The 26,337-nt window shown below is 72.7% G+C and carries 22 protein-coding genes; 7 read left to right on the top strand and 15 right to left on the bottom strand.

The features are described 5' to 3' along the window. Positions 1–117: 117 nt before the first annotated feature. The 3 genes from O7614_RS09185 to O7614_RS09175 all read right to left on the bottom strand — a co-directional run bounded on the left by O7614_RS09185 (position 118) and on the right by O7614_RS09175 (position 4,332). Positions 118–1,722: an FAD-dependent oxidoreductase gene (locus O7614_RS09185; protein WP_278138036.1), complete on the bottom strand. Its 1,605-nt coding sequence runs from the start codon at positions 1,720–1,722 to the stop codon at positions 118–120. A 236-nt stretch (positions 1,723–1,958) separates the two neighbouring features. After that, positions 1,959–2,663: a UdgX family uracil-DNA binding protein gene (locus tag O7614_RS09180; RefSeq protein ID WP_278138035.1), complete on the bottom strand. Its 705-nt coding sequence runs from the start codon at positions 2,661–2,663 to the stop codon at positions 1,959–1,961. A 328-nt stretch (positions 2,664–2,991) separates the two neighbouring features. Beyond that, a complete protein-coding gene (locus O7614_RS09175) occupies positions 2,992–4,332 on the bottom strand; it encodes an aminotransferase class I/II-fold pyridoxal phosphate-dependent enzyme (RefSeq protein WP_278138034.1) in 1,341 nt (446 codons plus the stop codon). A 34-nt stretch (positions 4,333–4,366) separates the two neighbouring features. Here O7614_RS09175 and O7614_RS09170 point away from each other — a divergent pair, with 34 nt between their 5' ends. Both O7614_RS09170 and leuE read left to right on the top strand, forming a co-directional pair. Next, on the top strand, positions 4,367–5,608 hold the full coding sequence (locus O7614_RS09170; RefSeq protein WP_278138033.1) for a bifunctional pyridoxamine 5'-phosphate oxidase family protein/GNAT family N-acetyltransferase: 1,242 nt from the start codon (positions 4,367–4,369) through the stop codon (positions 5,606–5,608). Then, a complete protein-coding gene (leuE, locus tag O7614_RS09165; RefSeq protein WP_278142199.1) occupies positions 5,608–6,279 on the top strand; it encodes a leucine efflux protein LeuE in 672 nt (223 codons plus the stop codon). The genes O7614_RS09170 and leuE overlap by 1 nt, the downstream gene beginning before the upstream one ends. Positions 6,280–6,414: 135 nt before the next feature. Here the strand turns inward: leuE and O7614_RS09160 are convergent, their stop codons facing one another. From O7614_RS09160 to O7614_RS09115, 10 genes are all read right to left on the bottom strand, one after another. Continuing rightward, positions 6,415–7,341, bottom strand: coding sequence for a sporulation protein (locus O7614_RS09160; protein ID WP_278138032.1), 927 nt, complete (start codon positions 7,339–7,341; stop codon positions 6,415–6,417). Positions 7,342–7,465: 124 nt separating this feature from the next. Next, entirely contained in the window at positions 7,466–8,530 is a 1,065-nt protein-coding gene (locus O7614_RS09155) for a hemolysin family protein (RefSeq protein ID WP_278138031.1), read from the bottom strand. Then, a complete protein-coding gene (locus O7614_RS09150) occupies positions 8,527–9,882 on the bottom strand; it encodes a hemolysin family protein (protein ID WP_278138030.1) in 1,356 nt (451 codons plus the stop codon). The genes O7614_RS09155 and O7614_RS09150 overlap by 4 nt, the downstream gene beginning before the upstream one ends. A 227-nt stretch (positions 9,883–10,109) precedes the next feature. Beyond that, entirely contained in the window at positions 10,110–10,469 is a 360-nt protein-coding gene (mnhG, locus tag O7614_RS09145) for a monovalent cation/H(+) antiporter subunit G (RefSeq protein WP_278142198.1), read from the bottom strand. Next, entirely contained in the window at positions 10,469–10,732 is a 264-nt protein-coding gene (locus tag O7614_RS09140; protein WP_278138029.1) for a monovalent cation/H+ antiporter complex subunit F, read from the bottom strand. The genes mnhG and O7614_RS09140 overlap by 1 nt, the downstream gene beginning before the upstream one ends. Continuing rightward, positions 10,729–11,340, bottom strand: a complete 612-nt coding sequence (locus tag O7614_RS09135) for a Na+/H+ antiporter subunit E (protein WP_278138028.1) — start codon at positions 11,338–11,340, stop codon at positions 10,729–10,731. Before O7614_RS09135 ends, O7614_RS09140 begins: the two co-directional genes overlap by 4 nt. After that, on the bottom strand, positions 11,337–12,842 hold the full coding sequence (locus O7614_RS09130) for a Na+/H+ antiporter subunit D (protein ID WP_278138027.1): 1,506 nt from the start codon (positions 12,840–12,842) through the stop codon (positions 11,337–11,339). Before O7614_RS09130 ends, O7614_RS09135 begins: the two co-directional genes overlap by 4 nt. Beyond that, on the bottom strand, positions 12,839–13,321 hold the full coding sequence (locus tag O7614_RS09125; RefSeq protein WP_278138026.1) for a Na(+)/H(+) antiporter subunit C: 483 nt from the start codon (positions 13,319–13,321) through the stop codon (positions 12,839–12,841). Before O7614_RS09125 ends, O7614_RS09130 begins: the two co-directional genes overlap by 4 nt. Before the next feature lie 55 nt (positions 13,322–13,376). Next, positions 13,377–16,211 (bottom strand): Na+/H+ antiporter subunit A, encoded by a 2,835-nt coding sequence (locus O7614_RS09120; protein WP_278138025.1) that lies wholly within the window; start codon positions 16,209–16,211, stop codon positions 13,377–13,379. A 227-nt stretch (positions 16,212–16,438) separates the two neighbouring features. Then, on the bottom strand, positions 16,439–16,825 hold the full coding sequence (locus O7614_RS09115; RefSeq protein WP_278138024.1) for a hypothetical protein: 387 nt from the start codon (positions 16,823–16,825) through the stop codon (positions 16,439–16,441). A gap of 177 nt (positions 16,826–17,002) precedes the next feature. Here O7614_RS09115 and O7614_RS09110 point away from each other — a divergent pair, with 177 nt between their 5' ends. Next, positions 17,003–21,670 (top strand): ATP-dependent helicase, encoded by a 4,668-nt coding sequence (locus tag O7614_RS09110; RefSeq protein WP_278138023.1) that lies wholly within the window; start codon positions 17,003–17,005, stop codon positions 21,668–21,670. Positions 21,671–21,676: 6 nt separating this feature from the next. On the opposite strand, the gene O7614_RS09105 is transcribed toward O7614_RS09110, so the two are convergent. Continuing rightward, positions 21,677–22,270 carry a hypothetical protein gene (locus tag O7614_RS09105; protein WP_278138022.1) on the bottom strand — a complete coding sequence of 198 codons (594 nt, stop codon included), beginning with the start codon at positions 22,268–22,270 and terminating at the stop codon, positions 21,677–21,679. 146 nt (positions 22,271–22,416) lie between these two features. On the opposite strand from O7614_RS09105, the gene O7614_RS09100 reads away from it, so the two are divergent. The 3 genes from O7614_RS09100 (at position 22,417) to O7614_RS09090 (ending at position 24,082) form a co-directional block, all read left to right on the top strand. Further along, positions 22,417–22,914, top strand: a complete 498-nt coding sequence (locus O7614_RS09100) for a GNAT family N-acetyltransferase (RefSeq protein ID WP_278138021.1) — start codon at positions 22,417–22,419, stop codon at positions 22,912–22,914. 99 nt (positions 22,915–23,013) lie between these two features. Beyond that, complete coding sequence (locus tag O7614_RS09095; protein WP_278138020.1) at positions 23,014–23,814, top strand: SAM-dependent chlorinase/fluorinase; 801 nt, start codon at positions 23,014–23,016, stop codon at positions 23,812–23,814. Between the two features lie 25 nt (positions 23,815–23,839). Next, positions 23,840–24,082, top strand: coding sequence for a CPCC family cysteine-rich protein (locus O7614_RS09090; RefSeq protein ID WP_278138018.1), 243 nt, complete (start codon positions 23,840–23,842; stop codon positions 24,080–24,082). Between the two features lie 22 nt (positions 24,083–24,104). Here the strand turns inward: O7614_RS09090 and O7614_RS09085 are convergent, their stop codons facing one another. Then, a complete protein-coding gene (locus tag O7614_RS09085; RefSeq protein ID WP_278138017.1) occupies positions 24,105–25,367 on the bottom strand; it encodes a hypothetical protein in 1,263 nt (420 codons plus the stop codon). A gap of 109 nt (positions 25,368–25,476) precedes the next feature. Between O7614_RS09085 and O7614_RS09080 the strand changes: the two genes are divergently transcribed. Beyond that, the gene (locus tag O7614_RS09080; protein WP_278138016.1) at positions 25,477–26,286 is read left to right on the top strand and encodes a DNA-formamidopyrimidine glycosylase family protein; all 810 of its coding nucleotides are present in this window, start codon (positions 25,477–25,479) and stop codon (positions 26,284–26,286) included. The last annotated feature ends 51 nt before the right edge of the window (positions 26,287–26,337 follow it).

The raw sequence follows: 26,337 nt of genomic DNA, 5'->3' as shown, positions 1-26,337 counted from the left end.
TGCTGTCTCAACGTGTCCGGAGGCAGCACTTTCCCCGAAACTGCGCGGATCTTGGTCAGGCCTTGACCCGGGTGCGGGTCCTGCGGACCGGGGTGGCACGCCCGGTCGGCGTTGTCGTCAGCCGGCCAGCACGCGCTGGTGCAGAGACGACACCGCCGAGCGGGCCGACACGAACGCGCCGTGCTGCCAGGCCACCTCGTGGCTGAGCCAGTCCCCGGCGAAGTAGACCCGCCCGGCCGGCTGGAGCAACAGGTTGTAGCCGGATGTGCCGTAGCGGGGCGAAGTCCAGGCGCCCTCGATGTAGCGCGTCCGGTCCCAGGCGTGCGAGTACGAGGTGACCAGCTCACTGCGGTACTTGTCACCGTGGATCTTCACACCTTGGGTGACCGCACGCTCCCTGCGCTGCTCGGGCGTGAGCCCGCTGTATGCCCTGGCGTTCGCACCGGTGTTGTAGTAGCCGACGACCAGGCCGCGCTTGCCGTGGAAGCCGTGCGACGGGTACCAGATGTGCGACAGGTCCAGATCGGTCTCCGTGATGCCGCCGTAGATCCGCTGGTCGGTCTCCCACCAGCGGCTGCGGTACTCCAAACCGATCTTGCCAGCGGCGGTGACCGGGAAGTCGGCCAGGGCTGCGGTCACCGCCGTGCCGAGGTTGTGCGGTACGCGGGCCATCAGGTGCGGTGGCAGCGTGGCCACGCAGTAGTCGGCGGTGATCTGTGCCTGCCGGGCACCCTGCCGGTAGGTCACCTCGACGGTGCCGCCCCGGTCGGTCACCCCGGTCACCTCGGCGTCGAGCCGGATCCGGTGCGGGCCCACCGCCTTGGCCAGGGCTCGGGGGATCTGGTCCATGCCGCCGACCGGCTGGAACATCAGCATGGCCTGGTCGTAGCCGAACTCGAAGGAGAAGTACCGACCGACGTTGCTGGCGAAGACGTCGGAGAGCGCCGGGGGCGCACCGAGAGGGCTGCCCACGTCGTTGCCCGCGCCCGGATAGGCGGCGAAGCCCCGACGGCTGGTCCCGGTGTACGCCCATCCGTCGGTGCGTCCGCCGATCGCGCCGAAGCTCTGCAGGAACGCCAGCAGCCGGGTCCGGTCCTCGGCGGTGAGCTGGGCGTCCAACGCGCCCTGGTCGGTCGCCTTCGCCAACAGTTCCGAGACGTAGCCGTACACGTCGGCCTTGGCCGTGCGGTACCGGACCGGCTCGGTCATGCCGGCGGACTCGTTGTAGATCCAGGCGTCGGCGTTCTGGTTGGTGAAGACCTCGACGGGCACCCCGAGTTCCCGGCAGTAGTCCATGGTCACCATCCACTGCGCGATCCGGCCCGGCCCGGCGTTGAAGTAGACCCCGTCGGAGAAGCCCGCACGCTGCGTCCGTCCATCGAGGTCGGTTTCGACATCGCCGCCGCGGATGGTCAGGTTCCGCCCGCCGACGCGGTGCCGCGCCTCCAGGATGGTGCAGCGGTAACCCGCCTTGCCCAACTCGTAGGCGGCGGTGAGACCGGCGATGCCGCCCCCGAGGATGACCACGCTGGCACCCGACCGCCCGGTCAGCGTGAAGTCGGACCGCTCCGGCGGCCGGAATGCCGGGGTGACCGACGCCTCCGCGCTGGGAGCGAGGCCTATCGCGCCCATCGTGGCGAGCATCGCACCGGCACCACCGCTGACTCCCACCGCCCGCAGGAACCCACGCCGGCTGACCGTCGACTGTGTCTGATCGCTCATCACGCCTCCCCTACAAGATCGACTCGCATGAGTCTGCAGAGGATCTGTTACGCGGTTCACGCATCGCCGTTTCCGGCGGGTATCGCCTCGCCACACGACGCGGGCGGCACTTTCCGCCAACCCGGGACGGGGCGATCGCGTTTCGCCCGCTCCGGGCAGGGCGGCTGCGCTCGGCCGACTCCGGGCAAGGTGGCCACGGCCGCCGGCTAGCCGGGCAGGGCGGCTGCGGGCGGCGGCTAGCCGGGCAGGGCGCGGGTGACGACGGTGAGGTCGGCGACCAACCCCTCGTACGCCTTGTCCTGGTCGTCGGCGCGCAGCACCGCGGACGGGTGGATGGTGGCCAGTAGCCGCGCCTGCGGCGCGTCGGCGCGCTTTCCGGCGTTGTCCACCGGCACCTGTTGGAAGTCCTCCGGGTGCTGGGCCGAGGCGGGCCAGGGCAGCAACTCTCCTCGTTGCCGGGTGACCCGGAAGGACGGCCCGAGCAGCGCCTTGGCGGCGGTCGCGCCGAGCACCACCACGATCTCCGGGCGCAACCGGGCGAACTCGGCGACCAACCAGGGTCGACAGGCCGTGATGTGCACCTGGTCGGGGGTCTGGTGGATCCGCCGCTTGCCGCGCTGCTCGAAACGGAAGTGCTTTACGGCATTTGTGAGGTAGAGGTATCCCGGGTCCAGCCCGGCGGCGTCGACGGCACGGCGCAGCAGCCGACCGGCGGGGCCGACGAAGGGCAGCCCCTTCTGGTCCTCCATGTCGCCCGGTTGTTCGCCGACCAACACCACCCGGGCGCTCTCGTCGCCCCGGCCGAAGACCGTTTGCGAGGCGTCCCGATACAGCTCACAGCCCCGACAGCCGCCTGCGGCGGCGCGCAGGGCGTCGATGGTGTCGGCGTCGGGCGGGATGAACCGCTGGGCGCCCGGGGCGTTCCCGGTCTGCTCGGCCATGCCGACTGTTATATACCCGTTCGATGCCCGGTGCCGGTTACGCCCGCCCACGCCGGTGAGGTCGCCGTCCTCGACGAACCGACCCGGCGCGTCAGTATCCGTTTCCGCCGCCGTCCCCGCCGGACGCGATAGCGATCAGCACGATGACGATGATGATGATCGCCAACGCCACCGCGATCCAGATGCCCTTGCGTGCCCCACGTGAAGCCATGGTCCCACCTCCGGCGCCCGGCATACCCGTCCCGTCTGCCCCAAATCCCCGCATCCTTGTACTTTCTGCACGAACCGTCGATCCTGCCGACACCGGGACCACTGCGGGCGAGGCCGGTCAGGTAGGGAAGCCCGGAGGTGGGGCGGGGTTGGCGGCGTGGGCCAGGGCGGCGGCCAGGGGCGCCAGGTCGTCGAGGTCCAGCGAGCTGACCGTGACGCGCACGGCGGGCGGGGCGGCGATCCGGTAGAGCGCCCCGGGGGCCACCGCCCAGCCGGCGTCGCGCAACGCGGTGACCGCGCTGGTCTCGTCCGGCACCGGCAGCCAGACGTTGATGCCGCTGCGGCCGTGCGCCGGCAGGCCATGCTCCGCCAGCGCGGTCAGCAGCCCGTCCCGCCGCTGCTCGTAGCTCCGCGCCGCCCGACGCACCAGCTCGTCCACCGCCGGGTCCCGCCAGAGGGCGAGGACCAGCCGTTGCAGCACGGTGGAGACCCAGCCGGCGCCGACTCGCGTCCGGCCCGCCACCCGGGCCACCGTGGTCTCGTCGCCGACCAGCACCGCGAGCCGCAGGTCCGGGCCGAAGGGTTTGCTCACCGAACGCAGGAAGGCCCAGCTCGCGGTCGCACCGGCGAGCGGGTGCAGGGGTACGCGGGCCAGCTCGGCGGCGTGGTCGTCCTCGATCAATAGCAGGTCCCGCCGGCCGGCGAGCAGCGTCCGCAGCGCCTCGGCACGCGCTGCGGAGACAGCCGCGCCGGTCGGGTTCTGGGCTCGGCTGGTGACCACCAGGGCGCGCGCTCCGGCGGCGAGCGCGGCGGCCACCCCGGCCACCAACGGCCCCTCGTCGTCCACGGGCACACCGATCGGGCGCAGCCCCAGCGCGGCCACCAGGTCGAGCAGGTTGGCCCAGCCCGGGTCCTCCACCGCGACCGCGTCGCCGGGGCGCAGGTGGGCGCCGAGCAACCGTTCGATGCCGTCGAGCGCGCCGCCGGCGAGGGTCAACTCCCCGGCGGGCACGCCGTCGGCGGCCAGTCGGGCCCGGGCCACCTCGGCCAGCTCGGGCAGCACTCCGGCGTCGAAGTAGCTGACCGACGGGCCACCGTCGGCGGCGAGTGCCGCCAGGTGCGGGCCGAGTGGAGGAAGCAGCCGGGGGTCGGGTTCGCCCCGGGACAGGTCCCGGGCTCCGGGCAGCGGCGGAGGGCGTAACGCGGAGCGGCGGGCGGCCACCGGTGGGCGGGGGCGCACTCGGGTGCCGTGCCGCCCGGCGGTGACGAGCAGGCCGCGCTGGCGTAGCTCCTGGTAGGCACGAGCGACGGTGGCGGGGCTGACCCCGAGCTGGGCGGCGAGGGCCCGCACCGGCGGCAGGGCGGCCCCCGGCGACAGGGCCCCGGTGCGGATGCCCGACTCGACGCTGGCCGAAATCTCGACGGCTGTCGCGCCGGAGAGCTGATAGCGTGCTGACACAAAACAGAGATCGTACTAGAACAAAGGGGCGCGCATGTATCCACCCACCGCCCGGACCACCCCCCACCGTTCCCGGGACAAGATGAGCTACGACGAGGCCGCCGCCCACGCCGTGCTCGACGAGGCGTACGACTGCGCGCTCGGCTTCACCGTCGACGGCCAGCCACGCGTGCTGCCCACCCTGCACGTACGCGTCGGCGACACCCTCTACCTGCACGGCTCCACCGGCAGTCGGCCGCTGCTCGCCGCGCGGGGCGACGGACTGCCGGTCTGCGTAGCGGTGACGGTGCTCGACGGGCTGGTCTACGCCCGTTCCCAGTTCCACCACAGCGCCAACTACCGCTCGGTCGTCGCGCACGGCACCGCCCGACTGGTCACCGACGAGCGGGAGAAGCTCGCCATGCTCACCGCGCTGGTGGAGAAGGTCGGCGCGGGACGCAGCACCGACACCCGCCCACCCAGTCGCCGCGAGTTGGCCGAGACCGCAGTGCTGGCGTTGCCCCTGCGCGAGGTGTCCGTCCGGGCCCGCAGCGGCGGGGTTCGCGACGACGAGGCCGACCTGCACCTGCCGCACTGGGCAGGCGTGCTGCCGCTGCGGCTGACCGCCGGTCAACCCGAGCCGGACGCCGGGGTCAGCGCACCACTGCCGGCGTTCCTGCGGACGACTCACACGCCCTGGCACGACCCGGTGCCGCTGCACGGCGAGCACGTCCGGCTGGAGCCACTGGAGGTGGCGCACACCGACGAGCTGCACGCCGCCACCGCGGACCCGGAGGTGTGGCGGCACCTCAGCGTCGCCGCGCCCACCGCCCCCGCCGAAACCGCCGAGGTGATCGGCGCCGCCCTGGCCGCCCAGCACCGGGGCGAGCAGGTGGCCTGGGTGCAACGGTGCGCGGCGACCGGCGCGGTGGTGGGCAGCACGTCCTACTACGAGATCGACCCGCAGCGGCGGGCGGTGGCGATCGGGCACACCTTCCTCGGCCGGCCCTGGTGGCGTACCGGGATCAACACCGAGGCGAAGCTGCTGCTGCTCGGCCGGGCCTTCGACGAGCTGGGCGCGGTACGGGTCACCTGGCACACCGACATCCGCAACGTTCGCTCCCAGGCCGCGATCGAACGGCTCGGCGCGACCCGGGAAGGGGTCCTGCGGATGCACCGGCAACGCCCGGACGGCTCCTGGCGGGACACCGTCCAGTACGCGATGACCGTCGACGAGTGGCCGAACGCACAGGTCAGGCTGCGGGAAAGACTTCGCCGTACGGCACCGGTGGCGTGATGATGGCGGGCGTGCTGGGGATCACCGACATCTGGACGTACGTGCTGGGCACCGTGGCCATCATCCTGCTGCCCGGGCCGAACTCACTCTTCGTGCTCTCGACCTCGGCGAAACGAGGTGTCGCGGTCGGCTACCGGGCCGCGGGGGGCGTGTTCGTCGGCGACGGGGTGCTGATGGTCCTCTCCGCCGCCGGGGTGGCGTCGTTGCTCAAGGCGTACCCGCCGCTGTTCCTGGTGATCAAGTACGCCGGTGCCGCGTACCTCGGTTATGTCGGGGTGACCATGCTGCTCGGCGCCGTGCGGCGCTGGCGCGACCGCAACGACCCGAGCACGCCGCGGCTCATCGACGCCGCGGAGCCGGCGGCGATGCGCAGCCCGTTCCGCAAGGCGCTGGTGATCAGCCTGCTGAATCCGAAGGCGATCCTGTTCTTCATCTCGTTCTTCATCCAGTTCGTCGACCCCGGGTACGCCTGGCCGGCGCTGTCGTTCCTGCTCCTCGGGCTGATCGCGCAGGTGACCAGCGCGCTCTACCTGACCGCGTTGATCTTCGCGGGCACCTTCCTGGCCGCCCAGTTCCGCCAACGCCGCCGCCTGGCTGCCGGCGGCACCACCGCGGTGGCCGCCCTCTTCCTGGCCTTCAGCCTCAAGCTGGCCACCGCCACCGCCGGCTGACCGTCGACGTCGACCCCGATGGCCGCGTCGATCATGGACTTGTGGTGCCCCCCAAAAGGGGTGAAGCAGGATTTTCCTCCCACCACAACTCCATGATCGACGGGGTTGGCGGACCCTAGGCCCGGGGCGGGGCTGTTAGGTGCCGTCGCCGCCGGAACCGCCGCCGACACCTGCGCCGCCGGCGGTGCCGCCCAGGCCGTAGCCGGGGCGGATCGGCTCGTCGGGGTGGCGGCTGACGTGGGCCGACCCGGCGATCTGCGCGGACCAGTCGGCGTGCGCGGCAGCGGCGGCGTGCCGGTTGATCGCCTGGCGGATCCAACCGTCCACGGTGGCGACCCAGTCCCGCCGGTCGGCGTCCTCGTGCCAGATCCGGAACCGACTGATGCTCTGGTGGGTGATGCCGGCCAGCGCCAGCCGTCGATCCATCCAGAGGATCGCCTCCAGACCCGCCGAATTGGTCACGAAGATCACCTCAAGCTCGGTGATCGGGCCGGCGTAGAGCGGCCCCACCCAGTAGCCCCAACGCTGGTGCAGGGGCAGGGTGTGCTCCACCCCGGGCAGCCCACCCTGCTGCAACCCCGCCTGGCGGATCGAGAAACCGAGCGTGTCCAACGCCGCGAACACGTGCTGCTGGGTGGGGATCGGGTGCACGAAGACGGGCACCATCGCACCCTGGTCGAGATCGGGGTCGACGGACACCTCGGTCCGCAGACCCATCCGCAGGCTCAGCAGCGGCACCCCACCGAAGGTCGTCACCGGGGTCTCCCAGGGCAGCGGGAGCGCGAAGTCGACAGCCCGCCGCCGCCCGGCCGGCACGACGAACCGACCGGCGATCGGCACCTGGTGGAACTGCACGAGGCATCGGGCCGCGGCCGGGTCGTCCGGTTCGACAGTGGTGACCAAACCGAGCCGGATGTGCCGGACCAGCACGTCCTCCGGCCCGGCCGCGAGGGTCACCCGCCCCGGCAGGCGCAGGCCCGGCCGGGTGCTCGGGTTGGGGAGCGTGGTCTGCACGGACAGCCCGGTCCAACCGGACTCCCGGGACACCCCCGTCAGCCGCACCGCGCGCCCCCTCCCGATGCGAGGCACCGCCGCCCCGCACCAGCCGCGCCTACCCGGTCCCGGGGGCCTCAAGCCCGGCAGCGCCGACCCGGCCGCACCACATCCGCGCGGCCGGGTCGGCAGGTCAGCGCAGGCGCCGCCCGCGCGGAACCGTGTCGGTCTCGTCGTCGAACTCGCCGATGACCTCCTCCAGGAGGTCCTCCAGAGCCACGAAACCGATCGGTCGAGCCGGGCCACCGCCGTTGCGCACCAACGCGAGCTGCGACTGCCGAGCCCGCATCGCCGCCACCGCCTCGGTGACCGAGGACGTCGCGGGCAGGGTGAACGCGGGGGTCATCAACTCGCCGGCGGTCGCGACGCGGCCGGTGGTGACCACCCGTACCGCCTCCCGGACGTGCACCAGGCCACAGACGTCGCCCTGCTCGTCCAGCACCGCCAGCCGAGACCGGCCGCTGTCCCGGCTGACCTCCTCGATCCGCCCGGCCGGGTCGTCCCGACGGACCGTGACCATCGTGGCGAACGGTTCCATCACCTGCGCCACCGACGTCCCCTGCAACTCCAGCATGCTCGTCAACAACTGGTGCTGCTCCGCGCCGAGCAGCCCGTGCTCGCGGGACTGCTCCAGCAGGATCCGCAGCTCGTCCGGGCCGTGCACCTGGGCGAGCTGATCCTGCTGGTTCACCCCGAACAGCCGCAGGATCGCGTTGGCCAGGGCGTTCAGCGCGGACAGCACCGGCCGCGAGACCCGGGCGAAGGCGCGGAACGGCAACGCGAGCAGCGTCGCCGAGCGCTCCGCGTCGGTGATCGCCCAGGACTTCGGCGCCATCTCCCCCACCACCAGGTGCAGGAAGGTGACCACGCCGAGAGCGAAGACCAGGGCGATCAGGTGGCTGGCCGCGTCCGGCAGGCCCACCGCGTGCAGCAGTGGGCTGAGCAGGTGCTCGATCGCCGGCTCGGCCAGCGCGCCGAGACCCAGGGTGCACAGCGTGATGCCGAGCTGCGCGCCGGCCAACATCAGCGACAACTCGCGGACGCCGTCCAACGCGGCACGTGCCGCCCGGCCGCCGTTCGCCGCCGCCTGCTCCAGGCGGTAGCGCTTGCTCGCCACCAGGGCGAACTCGGCGGCCACGAAGAACCCGTTCAGCGCCAGCAGGATCACCGAACTGAACAGCGCGATCCCGGGGCTCACGCGGTCACCTCCGGCTTGGTGAGCTGCAGCCGCACCGAATCGGCCACGTGCCGATCCACGGCCAGCACCTCGACCAACGCGCGGGGCTCCGCGTCGTTGGCCTCGCCGTCCGCGCCGTCCGGCAGCAGGCTGATCTCCAGGCGGTCACCGACCTCCGGCACCCGGCCCAGTTCCCGCATCACCAACCCGGACAGGGTGTCGTACTCCGGTGCCTCGGGCAGGGCGATGCCGGTGCTGTCGGCGACCTCGTCGATCCGCCAGCGCGCCGGCACCACCCAGGACCCGTCGTCCTGTCGGGCGGGCGCCCGCTCCGGTGGGTCGTCCTCATCCCGGATCGGGCCGACCAGCTCCTCGGCGATGTCCTCCAGGGTGATGACGCCGGCGAAGCCGCCGTACTCGTCGACCACGCACGCCATCTGCCGGTGCCCGGACCGCAGGCGGTCCAGCACCGTGGGCAGAGGCAACGTCTCCGGCACGAGCAACGGCGGCCCGGCCACCGCGCTCACCGGAGTGGTCGCCCGCTCCTGCGGGGGTACGCCGAGCACGTCGGCGATGCCGACGACGCCGATCAGGTCGTCGACGCCCTCCGCACCGCGAACCGGGAAGCGGGAGTGGCCGGTGTCCAGCAGCTCGACCACCCGGCTGACCGGCTCGTGCGCCCGTACGGTGTGCACGTCGACGCGGGGCACCATGGCCTCCCCGGCGGTCAACTCCCGGAAGTCCAGACCTCGGTCGAGCAGCGTGGACATCTCGGCGTCGAGGCTGCCCTCCTCGCGGGACTCGGCGATGATCTGTTCCAGGTCCGCCGGAGTGGCGCCGCTGGGCAGCTCCTCGATCGGCTCGATGCCGACCCGGCGGAGCAGCCGGATCGACGCCCGGTCGAAGAGCCGGATCAGCGGCCCGGCGACGGCCAGGTAGATCAGGGTGGACCGGCTCAGCGCCCGGGCCAGTTGCTCGGCCCGTGCGATGGCCAGGTTCTTCGGGGCCAGCTCGCCGAGGACCATCTGCACGACGGTGGCGATGACCAGGGCCAACGCCACCGAGAGCGGAAGGCTGACCGCCTCGCTGACGCCCGCCACGCCGAGCAGGTCGGCGAGGCCACCGCCCAGGTACGGCTCGGCGACGTATCCGACGAGCAGGGCGGTGACGGTGATACCGAGTTGGGCACCGGAGAGCATGAAGGAGAGCCGGCTGGTGACGGTCAGGGCCCGGGCGGCGGCGGCGTCGCCGTCATCGGCGAGCTGACGCAGCTTGCCCCGGTCCACGGCGACGTAGCCGAACTCCTGCGCCACGAAGTAACCGGTGGCGGCAGTGAGAACAACGATCAAGAGAAGACCGACGACGATCAACACGGGTCGCTCAGGGCTCCCGGGGTCGTCGGTACGGGAATATGCCGGGCACGACCCGGCTGGCTACTGCTGCCCTCCTGGGCAGAAGAGTCGATCATGCCGCCATTTTATCGGTGCTGGCTGGGACTCCGCTGAGGGTGGGCCGAAGGGGCGGATCGTCCGGTTCACCGAGCCTGCCCGGGCCGTCCCGCCGGGCCTCCCTGGGCCGTCACGCCGGACCTCCTGGGCCGTCACGCCGGACCCGTCGAACCGCCGCCCGATCCGCGTTCGGCCAGCTCATCGGCATCCAGCAGGCTCCGGTCGAGCCGCCCCGACCGGTACGCTGCCCGCCCGATCATCTGGGCCGCCACGGGCGCGGTCGCCAACTGGAAGACCGCCACCAGCAGGATCATGCCCAGATCCGCCGGCGACCGCAGCCGCAACCCGATGCCCAGCAGCAGCAGGAGCACCCCGAGCACCTGCGGCTTGGTGGCCGCGTGCATCCGGGACAGCGCATCCGGGAACCGCAGTACGCCGATCCCGGCGGCCAGGCCGAGCAGCGCGCCGGCCACCAGGCAGAACGCGCCGAGCCAGTCCGCGATCGTCGCGATCACTGCTGCTCCCGCACGGCGAAGCGGACCAGCGACACCGAGCCCACGAAGCCGAGCAGCGAGAGCACGACCAGCACCGGCAGGGTGGTGGCGTGCCGGTTGACCGCCGCCTCGGCGCCCACCGCGCCGATCATCGTGGCGAGCAGCATGTCCGCGGCGATCACCCGGTCCACCAGCGACGGGCCGCGGTAGAGGCGGAGCAGCGCGAGCAGCGCGGTCACCGACAACAGAGCGGTGAGGACGACGGCCAGGAACGTGGTCACGGGCGGGTTCCCTTCTCGGACGAGTCGGTCTCGACGCGGCGCAGTTCGGCGGCGGAGCCCACCGCACGGATGATGCGTCGTTCCACGGCGAGCGTGCGTTTCCGGGCCACGCCCAGGTCCCCCGGGCCGTGGGAGTCCAGGAAGTGCAGGTAGAGCGTTCCGGAGTCCCGATCCACCTCGAGGACCAGCGTGCCCGGCACCAACGACACCGCCTCGGCGGTGAGCGCCAGGTTCAGGTCGGTGGGCACCCGCAACCGGACCGCGATGATGGCCCCGCGCGGCCGGTAGCCGGGCTGAACGGCGATCCGGGCGATGTGCAGGCTCGCGTTGACCAGTTCGACGACGAACCGACCCGCGAACACCAGCAGCGCCCACGGTCGCAACCGGCCACCGAAGCTGACCGCCGGCAGCGGGAAGAACACCAGCACCGCGCCACCCACCAGCAGGCCACCGACCAGGTTGGCCCAGTTGACGTCGCCCCAGAGCAGGTTCCAGACCACCACCAGCCACCCGAGCGCCACCACCTGGTCGCGCCAGCGCCCGAGCCGGCCCCGCCCCACCACGGCAGGCCTGGGGGCGTCGGGAGCCGGCTCGGAGTGGCCGGTCACGGCACACCGCCCGGCAGCACGGCACGCACGTACGGGGTACGCAGCCGGAGGTCCGCAGCCGCATCGGCGGTGACGTCGAAGAGTGGTCCGGCCAGCACGGTCAACGCCAGCCCGAGGGCGACCAGCGCCACGGTGGCGCCCACCATCAGTCTCGGCAACCGGACGACGGGCTCGCTGGTGGCCAGCCGGGGCGCGCGCCAGAAGGCGATGTTCCACACCCGGGACGCCACGTAGAGGGTGAGCAGGCTGGTCAACGTGCCGGCGGCCACCAGCACCCCGGGCAGTGGCCCGCCAGCCGCCACCCCGGCCTGGAGCAGCCCGAGCTTGCCGAGGAAACCGGAGAACGGCGGCACCCCGGCGAGGTTCATGGCCGGGACGAAGAACAACACCCCGAGCAGCGGCGCCACCCGGGCCAACCCTCCGATGCGGCGCAGGTCGGTACTGCCGGCGCGCTCCTCGACCAGTCCGGCGACCAGGAACAGCGTGGTCTGGATGGTGATGTGGTGCACCACGTAGAAGATCGCGCCGGAGAGCCCGGCGGCGGTACTCAACGCCACCCCGAAGATCATGTAGCCGATGTGGCTGACCAGGGTGAACGAGAAGAGCCGTTTCAGGTCGGACTGGGCCACCGCGCCGAGGATGCCGACCACCATGGTCAGCCCGGCGACGACCATGAGCAACGTGTCCGCCTGCCCGCCCGGAAACAGCAACGTCTCGGTACGGATGATCGCGTACACGCCCACCTTGGTGAGCAGACCCGCGAAGACGGCCGTGACCGGGGCCGGAGCGGTGGGGTAGCTGTCCGGCAGCCAGGCCGACAGGGGAAAGACCGCCGCCTTGATCGCGAAGGCCAGCAACAACATCAGCTCCAGGGCCAGTCGGACACCGTCGGGCAGGTCGTCGAGGCGCTGGGCGAGCTGGGCGAGGTTGAGCGTGCCGGTGGCCGCGTACACCAGGCCCACCGCCGTCAGGAACATCATCGAGGACAAGATGCTGACCACCACGTACGTCGACCCGGTCCGGATCCGGGTCTCGGTGCCGCCCAGCGTGATCAGCACGAAGCTCGCGGCCAGCAGGATCTCGAAGCCGACGAAGAGGTTGAACAGGTCACCGGCCAGGAACGCGTTGGTGACGCCGGCGGTGAGCACCAGGTACGTCGGGTGGAAGATCGACACCGGTGAGCTCTCGCTCGTCTCGCTGCGACCCTGGCCGATCGAGTACAGCAGCACACAGAGTGTCACCGCCGAGGACACCACCAGCATCAGCGCGGCCAGTTGGTCGGCCACCAGGACGATGCCGACCGGCGCCGGCCACGCCCCGACCGCCACCACCACCGGCCCGTGCCGGTACGCCTGCACCAGCAGCAGCACCGCCACCGTGAGGGTGCCGCTCAGACACAGCACGCTGATCGCGCGCTGCAGTCGGGGCTTCCCGGCCAGTAACAGGGTCAGCGCCGCACCGAGCAGCGGCACCACCACCGGCAGCGGCACCAGGCTGCTCATCGCGACTCGTCCCCGCGTCGTAACCGTCGGCGGGCCGGCTCGGGGTCGACCTGCTCCGGGTCACCGTTCGGGCCCTCGCCACCGTGATCGACCGCGCCCATCTCGTTGCGCCCGGCCCGGCGGATGATCTGCCGGTCCTCCAGGTCGTCAGGCACCTCGTCGTCACCGGAGAGATACCAGCTGCGGTACGCCACCGCGAGCAGGAACGCGGTGAACCCGAAGGTGATCACGATGGAGGTCAACACCATCGCCTGCGGCAGCGGGTCGCTCATCCGCTCCACCGGCCCGGTGCCGACGATCGGCGCCCCACCCGACCGACCGCCGAACAGGATCAACAGGTTCACCCCGTTTCCGAGCATGACCACCCCGAGCAGGATCCGGGTCAGGCTGCGCTCCAACAGCAGGATCACCCCACACCCGACCAGCACCGCGACGGCCAGCACCAGCACCAACGTCGGCCGCGCACCACTCGCTGTCACCGTGCCACCTCTGTTCGCGACTGCGGGGCTCGCAAACCCGGCTCACTCCTCGCGCTCACGGTCGATCTCCCTTGTCGACGGCCAACCCGCCGGTGGACGTTCCAGTGGCCTCGATGTGCCGGTCCACCTCGGCGCCGAGGCTGCGCAGGATGTCCAGCACCAACCCGATCACGACCAGGTACACGCCGATGTCGAAGAAGAGCGACGTGACCAGATGAGCGTCACCGACCAGGGGCAGGACGCGGTCGACCTTCGCGCTCTCCAGCACCGACCCGCCGACCAGCAGCGCCACCACGCCACTGCCCACCGCCACGGCCAGCCCGGCGCCGAGAATCGCGCCGGCGCCGATCGGGGCCGCCTCGGTCAGCTCGTACCGGCCACCGGCCAGATAGCGGACCACCAGGGCCAGACCCGCTACCAGCCCACCGGCGAACCCGCCGCCCGGCGCGTTGTGCCCGGAGAAGAGCAGGAACAGCGAGAACAGCACCACGGTGTGGAAGATCAGCCGGATGACCACCTCCAACACGATCGAGCGGCGTTCCTCGTAGAGAGTGGGCCCACCGCGCAGCCAGACCGGCCGGTCGCGTGCACCCACCCGCTGGTCGGACTCGGGCCGACGCGGCCGCGGCCCGGTGCGGGAGCGCTCGAAGATCAGGCTGGCCACCCCGGTAGCGGCCACCACCAACACCGCCAGCTCGCCCATCGTGTCCCAGGCCCGGATGTCGACAAGGGTCACGTTGACCACGTTGCGGCCGTACCCCTGCACAACCGCCAGATCCGGGAAGGCGGCGGAGATGTCCGGTGCCCGGCGGGCGCCGACGGCGGCGAGGGCCAACCCGGCGGCCACCACTCCCGCCGCCACCCCGATGACCCGACGGGCCCAGCGGGTACGACGCAGCGGACGGGCCGAGAACCGCTCCGGCAGGCGACGCAGCACCAGCACGAAGACCGCGATCGTCGCGGTCTCCACCAGAAACTGGGTCAGCGCCAGATCGGGTGCTCCGTGCAGGACGAACAGCATCGCCGTGCCGTAGCCGGTCATCCCCACCAGCAGCATCGCCGTCAGACGGCGACGGGCACCGACCGCCAGCACCGCGGCGACCGCGATCACCACGACGACCACCGGTTGCAGCAGGCTGTCCCAGAGCGGGATCCTCGCCCGCCACGGGCCGGCGGAGAGCATCGCCGTACCGGGCACCAGCACCAGGGCGAGCAGGATGATGGCCAGATACTGCGGCAGGGAACCACGCTGGGTCGCGCCGGTGACTTCGATGGCCAGCCGGTCCAACCGGCCCACGATCCACTCGTACCCCTGGTTGCCGCTCACCGGCGCGCGCAGCCGGGCCAGCACCGGGGCGAACGGGCCGCGCAGGGCGAAGAGCAGGCCACCGCCGACGAGCGCCACGACGGACAGGCCGAGCGCCGGAGTCGGCCCGGACCAGAGCGCCAGGTGCGCGTCCACCTCACCGAGCAGATCGGCGTACGGGCTCAACAGCTCGTCCAACACGCTCGCGGCCGGGCCGGCGAGGAGACCGACCCCGGCGAGCACCGCCGGCGGGACCAGCATCGATGCGGCGACCGGTCCCGGTCGGACCGGTGCCACGCCCGGCCGGTCGGCGAACGCGCCCCAGAGGAAGCGTGCGCTGTACGCGACGGTGAGCACCGTCCCGACGACCAGACCGCTGAGGAGCACCGGCTGGTGGGTGAACGCCGCGAACACCGCCTCCTTGGACACGAAGCCGACCAGCGGCGGCACGCCGGCCATCGACGCCGCGGCCAGCACCGCCACCACGAACAGCGACCTGGACCAGCGCCGCAGTCCGGTCAACTCGCGCAGGTCACGGGTGCCGGCACCGTGGTCGATGATGCCGACGACCAGGAACAGCGCCGCCTTGAACAGCGCGTGCGCCAGCAGCATCGCCACGCCGGCCAGGGCCGCGTCGGGGGTGCCCGACCCGGTGACCGCGACCAGCAGACCGAGCTGACTGACCGTCCCGTACGCCAGCAGCAGTTTCAGATCGGTCTGCCGCAGTGCCGCCCAACCGCCGACGAGCATTGTCGCCACGCCGGCGACCTGCACCACCGGCCGCCACGGGCCGACCGTGGCGAGCACCGGCGCGAGCAGCCCGACCAGGTAGACGCCGCCCTTGACCATCGCGGCGGCGTGCAGGTACGCGCTGACCGGCGTGGGGGCCGCCATCGCGACCGGTAGCCAGGAGTTGAACGGCAGCACCGCCGACTTGGACAGCGCGCCGGCCAGGATCAGCAGCACGGCGCCGACCAGGTACCCGCCGCCGGGCAGCGGCTGGGTGCTGAGCTCCGACCAGCGGTAGGTGCCGGCGTGCTCGCCCAGCATGATGAACCCGACCAGCATGGCGAGCCCGCCCAGCGTGGTGACCGTCAACGCCTGCGCCGCCGCCCACCGGCTGGACCGCCGTTCGGTGCTGTGCCCGATCAGCAGGTACGAGAAGATCGTGGTCAGCTCCCAACCGACGTAGAGCAGCAGCAGGTCGTCGGCGAAGACCAGGACGAGCATCGCGCCGGCGAAGGCCACCAGGACCCCGGCGAACTGCGCCATTCCGGTGGAGCCGGTACTGAAGTAGCGGGCGCTGTAGACCAGGACCAGCGCGCCGACGCCGCCGATCAGCAGTGTCATCAGCCAGGACAGCGTGGTGAGCCGCAGCGCGATGTCCAGACCCAACTGCTGGATCCACGGGTACGTCTCGACCACCGCCCCGCCGTCGCCGACGTCCGGGGTGCGGGCCACCGCCCAGCAGAACGCGGCGGCGGGCGCCAGCGCCAGCGCATAGCACGCGCTCGAACCCCACCACCGGACAAGCAGCGGTGCGGCGAGAGCCGCCGCGAGGTGGAGGACGAGCAGTACCAGCACCTGCGCTCCCGATCGAGGTGGCCGACGCCCGTACAGCGGTGGCGCCTAGCAGCGATCAGACGCCAGTTCATCGCCCTCCGGGCGGTTTTGCCGGAATTCGTCCGCAGTCCACCCACCCAGCTCCGCGTCGATCATGGAGTAGTGGTGTCCATCTTGATCGGAAAAGAACGCTTTTGTCACCCACCACAACTCCATGATCGACCGGGCGGAGGGGGGTGGGCGGGGGGTCAGTGCTGGAGGGCGTTGCTGAGGGGTTTGGTGTCGTCCGGGGTGGGGCGGTTGCGGTGGAGCTCGGCAAGTAGGTCCGGACGGCCGAGTTGGCGCGCGACCCGATCGACGACCCGCTCCGCCACGGCCAGCGACCGCACCGAGAGCAACCGGCCACGGCTCTCCCGACGCAGCACGAAGTAGTGGACGGCGACGCGAACCTGGCCGCGATCGGCCGCACTCGCCTGGGCGGTGCAGAGGACCAACTCCCGTAGACAGCGGGCGAGGCGTTCGGCGAGCTCCAGCTCGGGGCCGTGCAGACCACCACGGAGCGCGGCAAGATGACTGTCAACCTTGCGAATCAGCACGTCGGTGCCCGGTTCGACGGTGCGCTGCTCGCCGGCCATCAAATCCCCTCACCCCGGTTCGCGTTGCGAGTGAAGTTACTTTATGTTGCTCCGTGGAAGCAAGCAGTTAAGTGAGACTTAACGTATTAAGCGCACGTTCCACGCTTTTTCCTTTACTCGGGCACATTCCGCATCGGGTCGCTCGTGGATGTCGTACCGGCGGGGCACGATGGACCGGTGACCGGGGCAGACGCAGACGCCCGCACGGTGCTCGCCGGGTTCGGTCCGGCCACCCGTGCCTGGTTCGACGCGGCCTTCGCCGCGCCCACCGCCGCCCAGACCGGCGCCTGGCGGTCCGTCGCCGCCGGCCGCAACGCCCTCGTCGTGGCACCCACCGGCTCGGGCAAGACGCTCGCGGCCTTCCTCTGGTCACTGGACCGGCTCGCCCGCGAACCGGCACCGACCGAGGCCCGCCAGCGGTGTCGAGTGCTCTACGTCAGCCCACTCAAGGCCCTCGCCGTCGACGTCGAACGCAACCTGCGCGCCCCGCTGGCCGGGATCCGGCAGGCGGCGACCCGGCTGGGCGTCGCACCGCCCGACATCACCGTCGGCATGCGCACCGGCGACACACCGGCCGACGAGCGACGAGCCTTCGCCCGCACCCCACCGGACATCCTCATCACCACACCCGAGTCGCTGTTCCTGCTGCTCACGTCCGCCGCCCGCGATTCGCTGCGCGGCGTCCAGACGGTGATCGTCGACGAGGTGCACGCGGTGGCCGGCAGCAAACGTGGCGCCCACCTCGCCCTCTCCCTCGAACGCCTCGACGAGCTGCTGCCCGCCCCGGCGCAACGCATCGGGCTCTCCGCCACCGTCCGGCCGATCGACGCCTGCGCGCAGTTCCTCGGCGGCGCCCGCCCGGTCGACGTGGTGCAACCGGCCACCCCGAAGACCATCGAGGTCAGCGTTCAGGTCCCGGTGGAGGACATGACCCGCCTCGACGAGCAGGAGCAGCCACCGGAGGACGACCTCGGCGGCCCCGGCCCGCGTCGCGCCTCGATCTGGCCGGCCGTCGAGGAGCGGGTCTTCACCCTCATCGGGCAGCACCGCTCGACCATCGTCTTCACCAACTCCCGCCGCAGCGCCGAGCGCCTCTGCGCCCGGCTCAACGAGCTGGCCGCCGAAGAGGCCGCATCCTCATCGGCCGAGAGCGCGCTCGGCGTACCGGAGGGGTTGTCGGCCGGCGACGACCTGGCGGCCGACCGCGACCCGGCGGCCGGCGCGCAGCGGTGGGGTGGCCCCGCCGGTCCGGTGCGCAACCGGCCACCGGCCGAGGTGATGGCCCAGTCCGGCGCGGCCACCGGCGCGTCGCCGGTGATCGCCCGCGCCCACCACGGCAGCGTCTCCCGGGAGGAGCGCAAGCACATCGAGGAGGCGCTCAAGTCCGGCCAACTTCCGGCGGTGGTGGCCACCTCCAGCCTGGAGCTGGGCATCGACATGGGCGCTGTCGACCTGGTGGTGCAGATCGAGGCCCCACCCAGCGTGGCCGCCGGTCTGCAACGGGTCGGCCGGGCCGGGCATCAGGTGGGGGCGGTCTCCCGTGGGGTGGTCTTCCCCAAGCACCGCGGTGACCTGCTGTCCTGCGCGGTGGTCGCCGAGCGGATGACCGACGGCGCGATCGAGGAGCTGCACTACCCGCGCAACCCGCTGGACGTGCTGGCCCAGCAGATCGTCGCGATGGTGGCACTGGAGCCGTGGCCGCTCGGTGACCTGGCCGTGCTGGTCCGCCGGGCTGCCCCCTTCGCCGAGTTGCCCGACTCCGCGCTGCACGCCGTGCTGGACATGCTCTCCGGCCGCTACCCGTCCACCGCCTTCGCCGAGCTGCGCCCCCGACTGGTCTGGGACCGCACCACCGACCTGCTCACCGGGCGTCCCGGCGCACAACGACTCGCGGTGACCAGCGGCGGCACGATCCCGGACCGGGGCCTGTTCGGGGTCTTCCTGGCCGGTGCCGAACGGGCCGCCCGCGTCGGTGAGCTGGACGAGGAGATGGTCTACGAGTCGCGGGTCGGCGACGTCTTCCTGCTCGGCTCCTCCTCCTGGCGCATCGAGGAGATCACGCCCGACCGGGTGCTGGTCTCGCCCGCCCCCGGTCAGGCCGCGCGGATGCCCTTCTGGAAGGGCGACCAGCTGGGCCGGCCGGTGGAGCTGGGCCGGGCCATCGGCGCCCGGGTGCGCACCCTGCTGCGGCAGAGCGACGAGGCGGCGCTGGCCACGCTGCGCGACGGCGGCCTGGACGACTGGGCCGCCGGCAACCTGATGGCCTACCTGCGCGAGCAGCGGGAGGCCACCCGTTCGCTGCCCGACGACCGCACCGTCGTGGTCGAGCGGTTCCGCGACGAGCTGGGCGACTGGCGGCTCGCCGTGCACAGCGTCCTCGGCGCCCGGGTCAACGGGCCGTGGGCGCTCGCCGTCGGTCGCCGGCTGGCCGAGCGGTACGGGGTGGACGCCCAGGTGATGCCCTCCGACGACGGCATCGTGGTGCGACTTCCGGACACCGCCGACGAGCCGCCCGGCGCCGAGGTGGTGGTCTTCGAGCCGGACGAGATCGCCCAACTCGTCGAGGAGTCGGTCGGCACGTCCGCGCTCTTCGCCGCCCGTTTCCGGGAGTGCGCGGCCCGGTCGCTGCTGCTGCCCCGCCGCGACCCGCGCCGCCGCCAACCGCTCTGGCAGCAGCGGCAACGCGCCGCTCAACTGCTCGACGTCGCCCGCGAGTACGCGGACTTCCCGGTCACCCTGGAGGCCGCCCGAGAGTGCCTCCAGGACGTCTTCGACCAGCCGGCACTGGCCGGCCTGATGCGAGACCTGGCCACCCGAAAGGTGCGGCTGGTCGAGGTCGAGACCAGCGCGCCGTCGCCGTTCGCCCGGTCGCTGCTCTTCGGTTACGTCGGCGCGTTCCTCTACGAGGGCGACGCTCCGCTGGCCGAGCGTCGCGCCGCCGCGCTCGCCCTCGACTCCACGCTCCTCGGCGAGTTGCTCGGCCGGGTCGACCTGCGCGAGCTGCTCGACCCGGCCGTGCTCACCGAGACGGATCGGCAGTTGCGCTGGCTGACCGAGCAACGCCGCCCCCGCGACGCCGAGGACGTCGTCGAGCTGCTGCGGGTGCTCGGTGACCTGAGCGACGCCGAGCTGACCGAGCGAGGAGTGCCCGGGGCCTGGCTGACCGAGCTGGAGGCGACCCGCCGGGTGCTGCGGGTCCGGATCGCCGGCGAGCAGCGCTGGGTGGGCGTCGAGGACGCCGGCCGGCTGCGTGACGCCCTCGGCGTGGCGCTGCCGGTCGGGGTGGCCGAGGCGTACCTCGCCCCGGTGGCCGATCCGCTCGGTGACCTGGTGGCCCGCTACGCCCGCACGCACGGGCCGTTCGCCGCCGCCAGTTGCGCGGCCCGCTTCGGGCTCGGCGTGTTCGTCGTCGAGCAGGCGTTGCGCCGGCTCGGCGCCACCGGGCGGGTGGTGTCCGGGGAGTTCACCCCGGAGTCTGCCGGTGCCCAGTGGTGCGACGCCGAGGTGCTGCGGATGCTGCGCCGCCGCTCGCTCGCGGCGCTACGCCGCGAGATCGAGCCGGTGCCGCCCCGGGCGCTCGCCACGTTCCTGCCACGTTGGCAGCAGGTCGGCTCGTCCGCCCGAGGGGTGGAGGCGCTCGCCGCGACGGTGGAGCAGTTGCAGGGCGCGGCGGTGCCGGCGTCCGCCCTGGAACGGTTGGTGCTGCCCGGTCGGGTCGCCGACTACTCCCCCGCCCAGCTCGACGAGCTGTGCGCCAGCGGGGAGGTGCTCTGGGCCGGGTCGGGGGCGATCTCCGGTGGTGACGGCTGGGTGACCCTCGCGTACGCGGACGCCGCACCGCTGCTGCTCCCGCCGCCGGACGAGGCGTTGACCCGTACCCCGCTGCACGACGCGGTGCTCGACGCGCTCGGCGACGGGCAGGCGTTGTTCTTCCGGCCGCTGGCCGACCGGGTCGGCTCCACCGACGACGCCGCGCTGACCGGCGTGATCTGGGACCTGGTCTGGGCCGGGCACCTCACCAACGACACCCTCGCTCCGCTGCGCGCGGTGCTCGGCGCTGGTGGTGCGCACCGCTCGCGGCCGTCCGCGCCGCGCACCCGTTACCGGCGTCCCGGTCGGGTGGCGCTGCCCACCCGCGGTGGTCCGCCGACCGTCGCCGGTCGGTGGTCACGCCTGCCGGAGCGGGACGTCGACCCGACCCGGCGGGCCGCCGCGCTCGCCGACGTCCTGCTGGAGCGACACGGGGTGGTCACCCGCGGCGCGGTGATGGCCGAACAGGTGGTCGGCGGTTTCTCGGCGGTCTACCCGGTGCTGTCGGCGCTGGAGGAGCGCGGCGCGGCCCGCCGTGGTTACTTCGTCGAAGGGCTGGGCGCGGCGCAGTTCGCGGTGCCCGGCGCGGTGGACCGCCTCCGCGCGTTGGCCGAGCCCACCGACGGCGCCCGGGGCCGGGGCGCACCGGCCACCGTGCTCGCCGCCACCGACCCCGCCAACCCGTACGGTGCGGCGCTGCCCTGGCCGGAGCGGGTGCTCGACTCCGGCGACGGGGCCGCTCCGGCGACCGGGCACCGTGCCGGTCGCAAGGCCGGTGCGCTGGTGGTGCAGGTCGGTGGCGACCTCGTCCTCTACGTGGAACGCGGTGGCCGGACGCTGCTCTCCTTCAACGACGACGCGGACGCGCTCGCCGCGGCCGGCAAGGCGCTCGCCGACGCCGTGCACTCGGGCGCGTTGGGTGCGATGTCGGTGGAGCGGGCCGACGGCGAGGCGGTGCACTCCTCACCGCTGCGCGACGCGCTGACCGCCGCCGGGTTCCGGGCCACCCCCCGTGGCCTGCGCCTGCGCGGCTGACCGCGCTCAGCCGAGGCCGTTGAGCACCTTCTCGTATCGCAGCCGGTCGGCGGCCGGGGTCTTTGCCGCCAGGTAGTTGAGCACCACCGCTCCGCGTCGGTACGACTGACCGCCCCAGGTCTCCGCGATGTCGCTGGCGCTGGTCTCGTCGGGAAACACGTACACCGTGACGGCGTCGGTGGCGACGACCTCGGAACAGCCCAGGCCCAGCCCGTCCGGTCCGCAGTCCACCGAACGGTCCCTCGGGTTCGACACCTTGAGACCGGCGGCCTTGAACGCGGTGACCACCTGCGTGGCGCCCGGAGCCCCCGCCGGCCGCTGCGGCAGCACCACCGGCGGCGTGCTGGCCGGACGGCGTTGCGTGGGCCCCTGCGGCGCGGCGGTCGCCGGTGCCGGCGGGGACGTGACGCCACCGGTGCTGGACGGGAGGGCCGAGGGAGTGGGCGCACCGGGTAGACCGGTGGCTGCCGGGGCCGAGAAGGACGACACGCTGGGGGCCGCGCTCGACGGGGCCGCGTCGTCGTCACCGCCGCCGCAACCGGCCGTGATGGCGGCGACGACCAACAGGGCTCCGACGGTGGGCAGGCTCCGAAGTGTCACCACCGCAGTCTGCCCAACCGCGCCGGACAGCGCGAGGGGCCGGTCGGTCACCTCGCTGTCCCGTTTCCGCCAACCACCGGTCGACCGCCCGTCGGCCGGTACGCTCCAGGGCCGGCGGTCAGGCGCGGACGGAAGGCGGTCGGGTCGTGGACGGGTTGGAGGTACGGCCGGCGCGAGCCGCCGAGCGGGCGGCGGTCGAGGCGTTGCACGAACGCGAGTGGGGTGGCCCGTATGTGGTCGCCCACGACACCCGGCATGACGTGCGTACCCTGCCGACTCTGGTCGCGGTCGACGGCGACGCGGCAGTGGCCGGCGCGTTGACCTACCACGTCGACGGGGACGGCCTGGAGGTCATCAGCCTCGTCGCGGCCGTGCCGGGCGCCGGTGCCGGTACGGCCCTGTTGGCGGCGGCGACGTCGATCGCCGCCGAGGCGGGCCTCGCCCGGGTGTGGTTGATCACCTCGAACGACAACCTGCGGGCGCTGCGCTTCTACCAACGGCGCGGTATGCGGTTGGTGCACGTGGACCGGGGGGCGGTGGACCGCGCCCGCCAACTCAAGCCGGAGATCCCCCTCGTGGGCGAGGACGGCATTCCGCTGCACGACGAACTCGTCCTGGAACGACGCACCGCGGCCGGGGGTTAGTGCCTGTCGCCTCGGGCGATGCGGCCCGTTCCGGGCGTCGTGCTCTCCGATGCTTCCGCGTACCTCCGTGCGGTTCGATCCTCGGGTTAGCCTGCGGGCATGTCCGTCACGCCCTGGATCTCGCTGACCACCGACTACGGCCTCGGCGACGGTTTCGTGGCCGCCTGCCACGGGGTGATCGCCCGGATCGCGCCGACGGCCCGGGTCATCGACGTGACCCACCTGGTGCCACCGGCGGACGTCCGGCGAGGCGCGGCGGTGCTGGCGCAGACGGTGCCGTACCTGCCGGTGGGTGTGCACGTGGCGGTGGTCGATCCCGGGGTGGGCACCGCCCGCCGGGGAGTTGCGCTGGCCACCCCGGGCGGGCTGCTGGTCGGCCCGGACAACGGCCTGCTGCCGGACGCCGCCGCCGCGCTCGGCGGGGTGAGCGCCGCGGTGCAGCTGGTCGAGCCGCGCTGGCTGGCCGATCGGGTGTCCAGCACGTTCCACGGGCGGGACGTCTTCGCGCCGGTGGCGGCCCGGCTGGCACTCGGCGCCCCGCTGGCCGAGGCGGGGCCGCCGGTCGACCCGACGGACCTGGTCCGCCTGCCGACGCCGAGGCTGACCGTGGACGACGAGGGCTTCACCGCCGAGGTGGTGACAGTGGACCATTTCGGCAACGTCCAGTTGGCCGCACCAGCGCGCGTGCTCGATCCGCTTCCGGCGGCACTGCGGGTCGGGCCGCCCGGTGCGGGGCCGGCCCGACCTGCCGTGCGGGGCCGGACCTTCGGCGACGCCCCGGCGGACGGTCTGGTGGTGTACGTCGACTCGGCCGACCTGGTCGCGGTCGCGGTCAACGGCGGGCGCGCGGTGGACGTCCTCCGGGTGGCCCCGGGTGACGTCCTGCGGGTTTCCCGCTGATATTCGACTGTGGAATGCTGCCCCGGTGGGTGAACACGTGGTTCCCGTGGGTTGTCCCTGCTGCGCGTCACGGACCGGCGGGGGGACCTGTCCGGTCTGTTTCTGGACCGACGACGGCCAGACCGACGCCGACGCCGACGCCGTCCGGGGTGGCCCCAACGGCGACCTGAGCCTCTCGCACGCCCGACTCAACTACGCCGTCTACGGTGCCAGCCACCCGCGCTACCAGGACATGGTGCGGCAGGCCCGCCCCGACGAGCGCCCCTGACGCAGCGCCCGGCGGGCACGGGTCAGCAGACCGGCACGCTGCCGCCGTACACGCTCGAGATGTAGGCGTGGCTGACGTACTGGCCGGTCGCCAGGCGGTTCCAGCGGGTGGTGGTGCGGTAGGGGCCGGCCACCGACTGACCGGTGACGTAGCACTGGATCGGCACGTGGGCCAGCCGGGCGGCGAGACCCCGCACGGCGTACGACGTGCTGGCCCCGGAGCGGATGTTGAGCGGGCCGTCACCGACCACGCCGCGCGGCCCGCCGCCGGTCCACAGGTAGGCGACGTCCACCCAGGCGTTGGTGGTCAGCCGGAGGCCGTCCCAGAACGTGCCGTCGGCCAGGTCGATGCCGGCCGGGTTGAGCACGGTACGCCCGAACTGGTCCCGCCCTCCGTTGTAACCCGACTGGTACGCGGCCTGCGCCTCGGGCCGGCCCTGCGGCAGGTTCTTCCAGTTCTCCCGCACCGATGACGGGTTCCAGTAGTCGTCCCGGGTGTTCCACGGCCCGACGTCCCAGACCGGTGCGTACTCGCAGCGGGCGCCGTTGGTGGTGCAGACCCGCACGGTGTAGTCGCCGGTGTTGAGCGGGGACAGCCCACGGCGCGACGGCAGCGCCACGAAGTGGTCCCGGGGTTGCACGATACGGCCGTTGGCGGTCACCTCGCCGACCAACCCGATGCGGGTGGCGTACACCCGGTAGGTGCGGCCGGGGGTGGCGGCGGACACGGCGGCGGTGGCGTCGGCGGTGAGCCGCACGGCGCGTACCGTCGCGGTGGCCCCACCGTTGGGCGCGGTGAGCACCACCCGGGTCTGTACCCGGGTGACCGGCCGGTCGAAGACCGCGCCGGCGGTGGCGGCCTGCCATTCCGTCCAGCCGAGGGTCCGCCAGCCGCGGACCTGCGCCTCCACTGTCGCGCCGGTGGGGACCGACGCGCTGATCTCGGCGCGGACCCGGGTGGCCGGCCGGGCCAGGGTGCGGGAGGTGGTCAGCAGCATCCCCTCGGCGACGGCGCTGTGCGGGCTTCGCGCGCGGTGCCCGGTAGCCCGGGCTTCGCGCAGCCGCAGCCCGCCGGCGGTGCGTCGGACGTTCACGTCGTCGCGGTCCACGACGGAGAGGTCGGCGTCCCACCGTTCCCCGCTTGGGGCGGCAGCGGCGAGGACGAGGGAACCGCCGGTCGCGGCATCGGCGACGCCGCCGACGGTGGGTAGGAGCGCGGCGGTGAGCAGGAGGGAGGACATGGCGACGAGGGTGGCGGACGGGATACGACGACGAGGTCGCGTCATGGGCATTCTCCTCAGAACCCCTTGACCCTCGCATGTCGGGAGATCATGAGGAACCTGAGTACAAATAGCGACACATGCGAATTCTGCTCGAAAGAGGGAGGATGGCAGGGTGCCCGAAGGAGACACCGTCTGGAACACCGCCCGCGTGCTGCACCGCGCGCTCGCCGGCACGCGGATCACCAGCAGTGACTTCCGCGTGCCGCAGCTCGCGACCGTCGACCTCAGCGGCTGGACCGTGCGCGAGTCGGTCAGCCGGGGCAAGCACCTGCTGCTGCGCCTCGGCGCCCCCGACGAAGCTCCCTGGACCCTGCACTCGCACCTGCGGATGGACGGCGCCTGGCGGGCGTACGCACCGGGGGAACGCTGGAACGGGCGGCCCGCACACCTGATCCGGGTGGTGCTGCGCAGCCCCGGCGCCGTCGCGGTCGGCTACCACCTGCACGAGATGGCCCTGGTGCCGACCGCCGAGGAGGACCGGCTGGTCGGCCACCTCGGCCCGGACCTGCTCGGCCCGGACTGGGATCCGGCCGAGGCGGTCCGCCGACTCGCCGACCACCCGGAGCAGCCCATCGGGGAGGCGCTGCTCGACCAGCGCAACCTGGCCGGGGTGGGCAATCTCTACAAGTGTGAGGTGCTGTTCCTACGGGGTGTCTCACCGTGGACGCCGGTCGACGCGGTGCCGGACCTGCCCGGCCTGGTGACCCTGGCGCAGCGGCTGCTCGCCGCCAACCGCGGCCGGTGGACGCAGAGCAGCACCGGCTCGCTGCACCGGGGGCAGACCAGCTACGTCTACGGCCGCCGCGCCCAACCCTGCCGTCGCTGCGGCACGGCGATCCGCAAGGAGGAGTTGGGCGAACGGGTCACCTACTGGTGCCCGGTCTGCCAGCCCGAACGCTCCGGCCCGCCTACACCGAGCTGACCAGCGCCAGGTTCTCCCAGAAACGGACGATTGGGTAATTCCTATCCGGCC

The sequence above is a fragment of the Micromonospora sp. WMMD961 genome, assembly GCF_029626145.1.
Lineage (GTDB): Bacteria > Actinomycetota > Actinomycetes > Mycobacteriales > Micromonosporaceae > Micromonospora.
The sequence above is the reverse complement of the archived record's forward strand: the minus strand, read 5'-3'. Positions and strand labels throughout refer to the sequence as shown.

Bases quoted from the DNA above. Each gene is read 5' to 3' on its own strand.
- leuE (WP_278142199.1), top strand. From the start codon at position 5,608: ATGATGGCGGGCGTGCTGGGGATCACCGACATCTGGACGTACGTGCTG.
- O7614_RS09115 (WP_278138024.1), bottom strand. From the start codon at position 16,825: ATGGCCGGCGAGCAGCGCACCGTCGAACCGGGCACCGACGTGCTGATT.
- O7614_RS09085 (WP_278138017.1), bottom strand. From the start codon at position 25,367: ATGACGCGACCTCGTCGTCGTATCCCGTCCGCCACCCTCGTCGCCATG.
- O7614_RS09130 (WP_278138027.1), bottom strand. From the start codon at position 12,842: ATGAGCAGCCTGGTGCCGCTGCCGGTGGTGGTGCCGCTGCTCGGTGCG.
- O7614_RS09095 (WP_278138020.1), top strand. From the start codon at position 23,014: ATGTCCGTCACGCCCTGGATCTCGCTGACCACCGACTACGGCCTCGGC.
- O7614_RS09185 (WP_278138036.1), bottom strand. From the start codon at position 1,722: ATGAGCGATCAGACACAGTCGACGGTCAGCCGGCGTGGGTTCCTGCGG.
- O7614_RS09180 (WP_278138035.1), bottom strand. From the start codon at position 2,663: ATGGCCGAGCAGACCGGGAACGCCCCGGGCGCCCAGCGGTTCATCCCG.
- O7614_RS09170 (WP_278138033.1), top strand. From the start codon at position 4,367: ATGTATCCACCCACCGCCCGGACCACCCCCCACCGTTCCCGGGACAAG.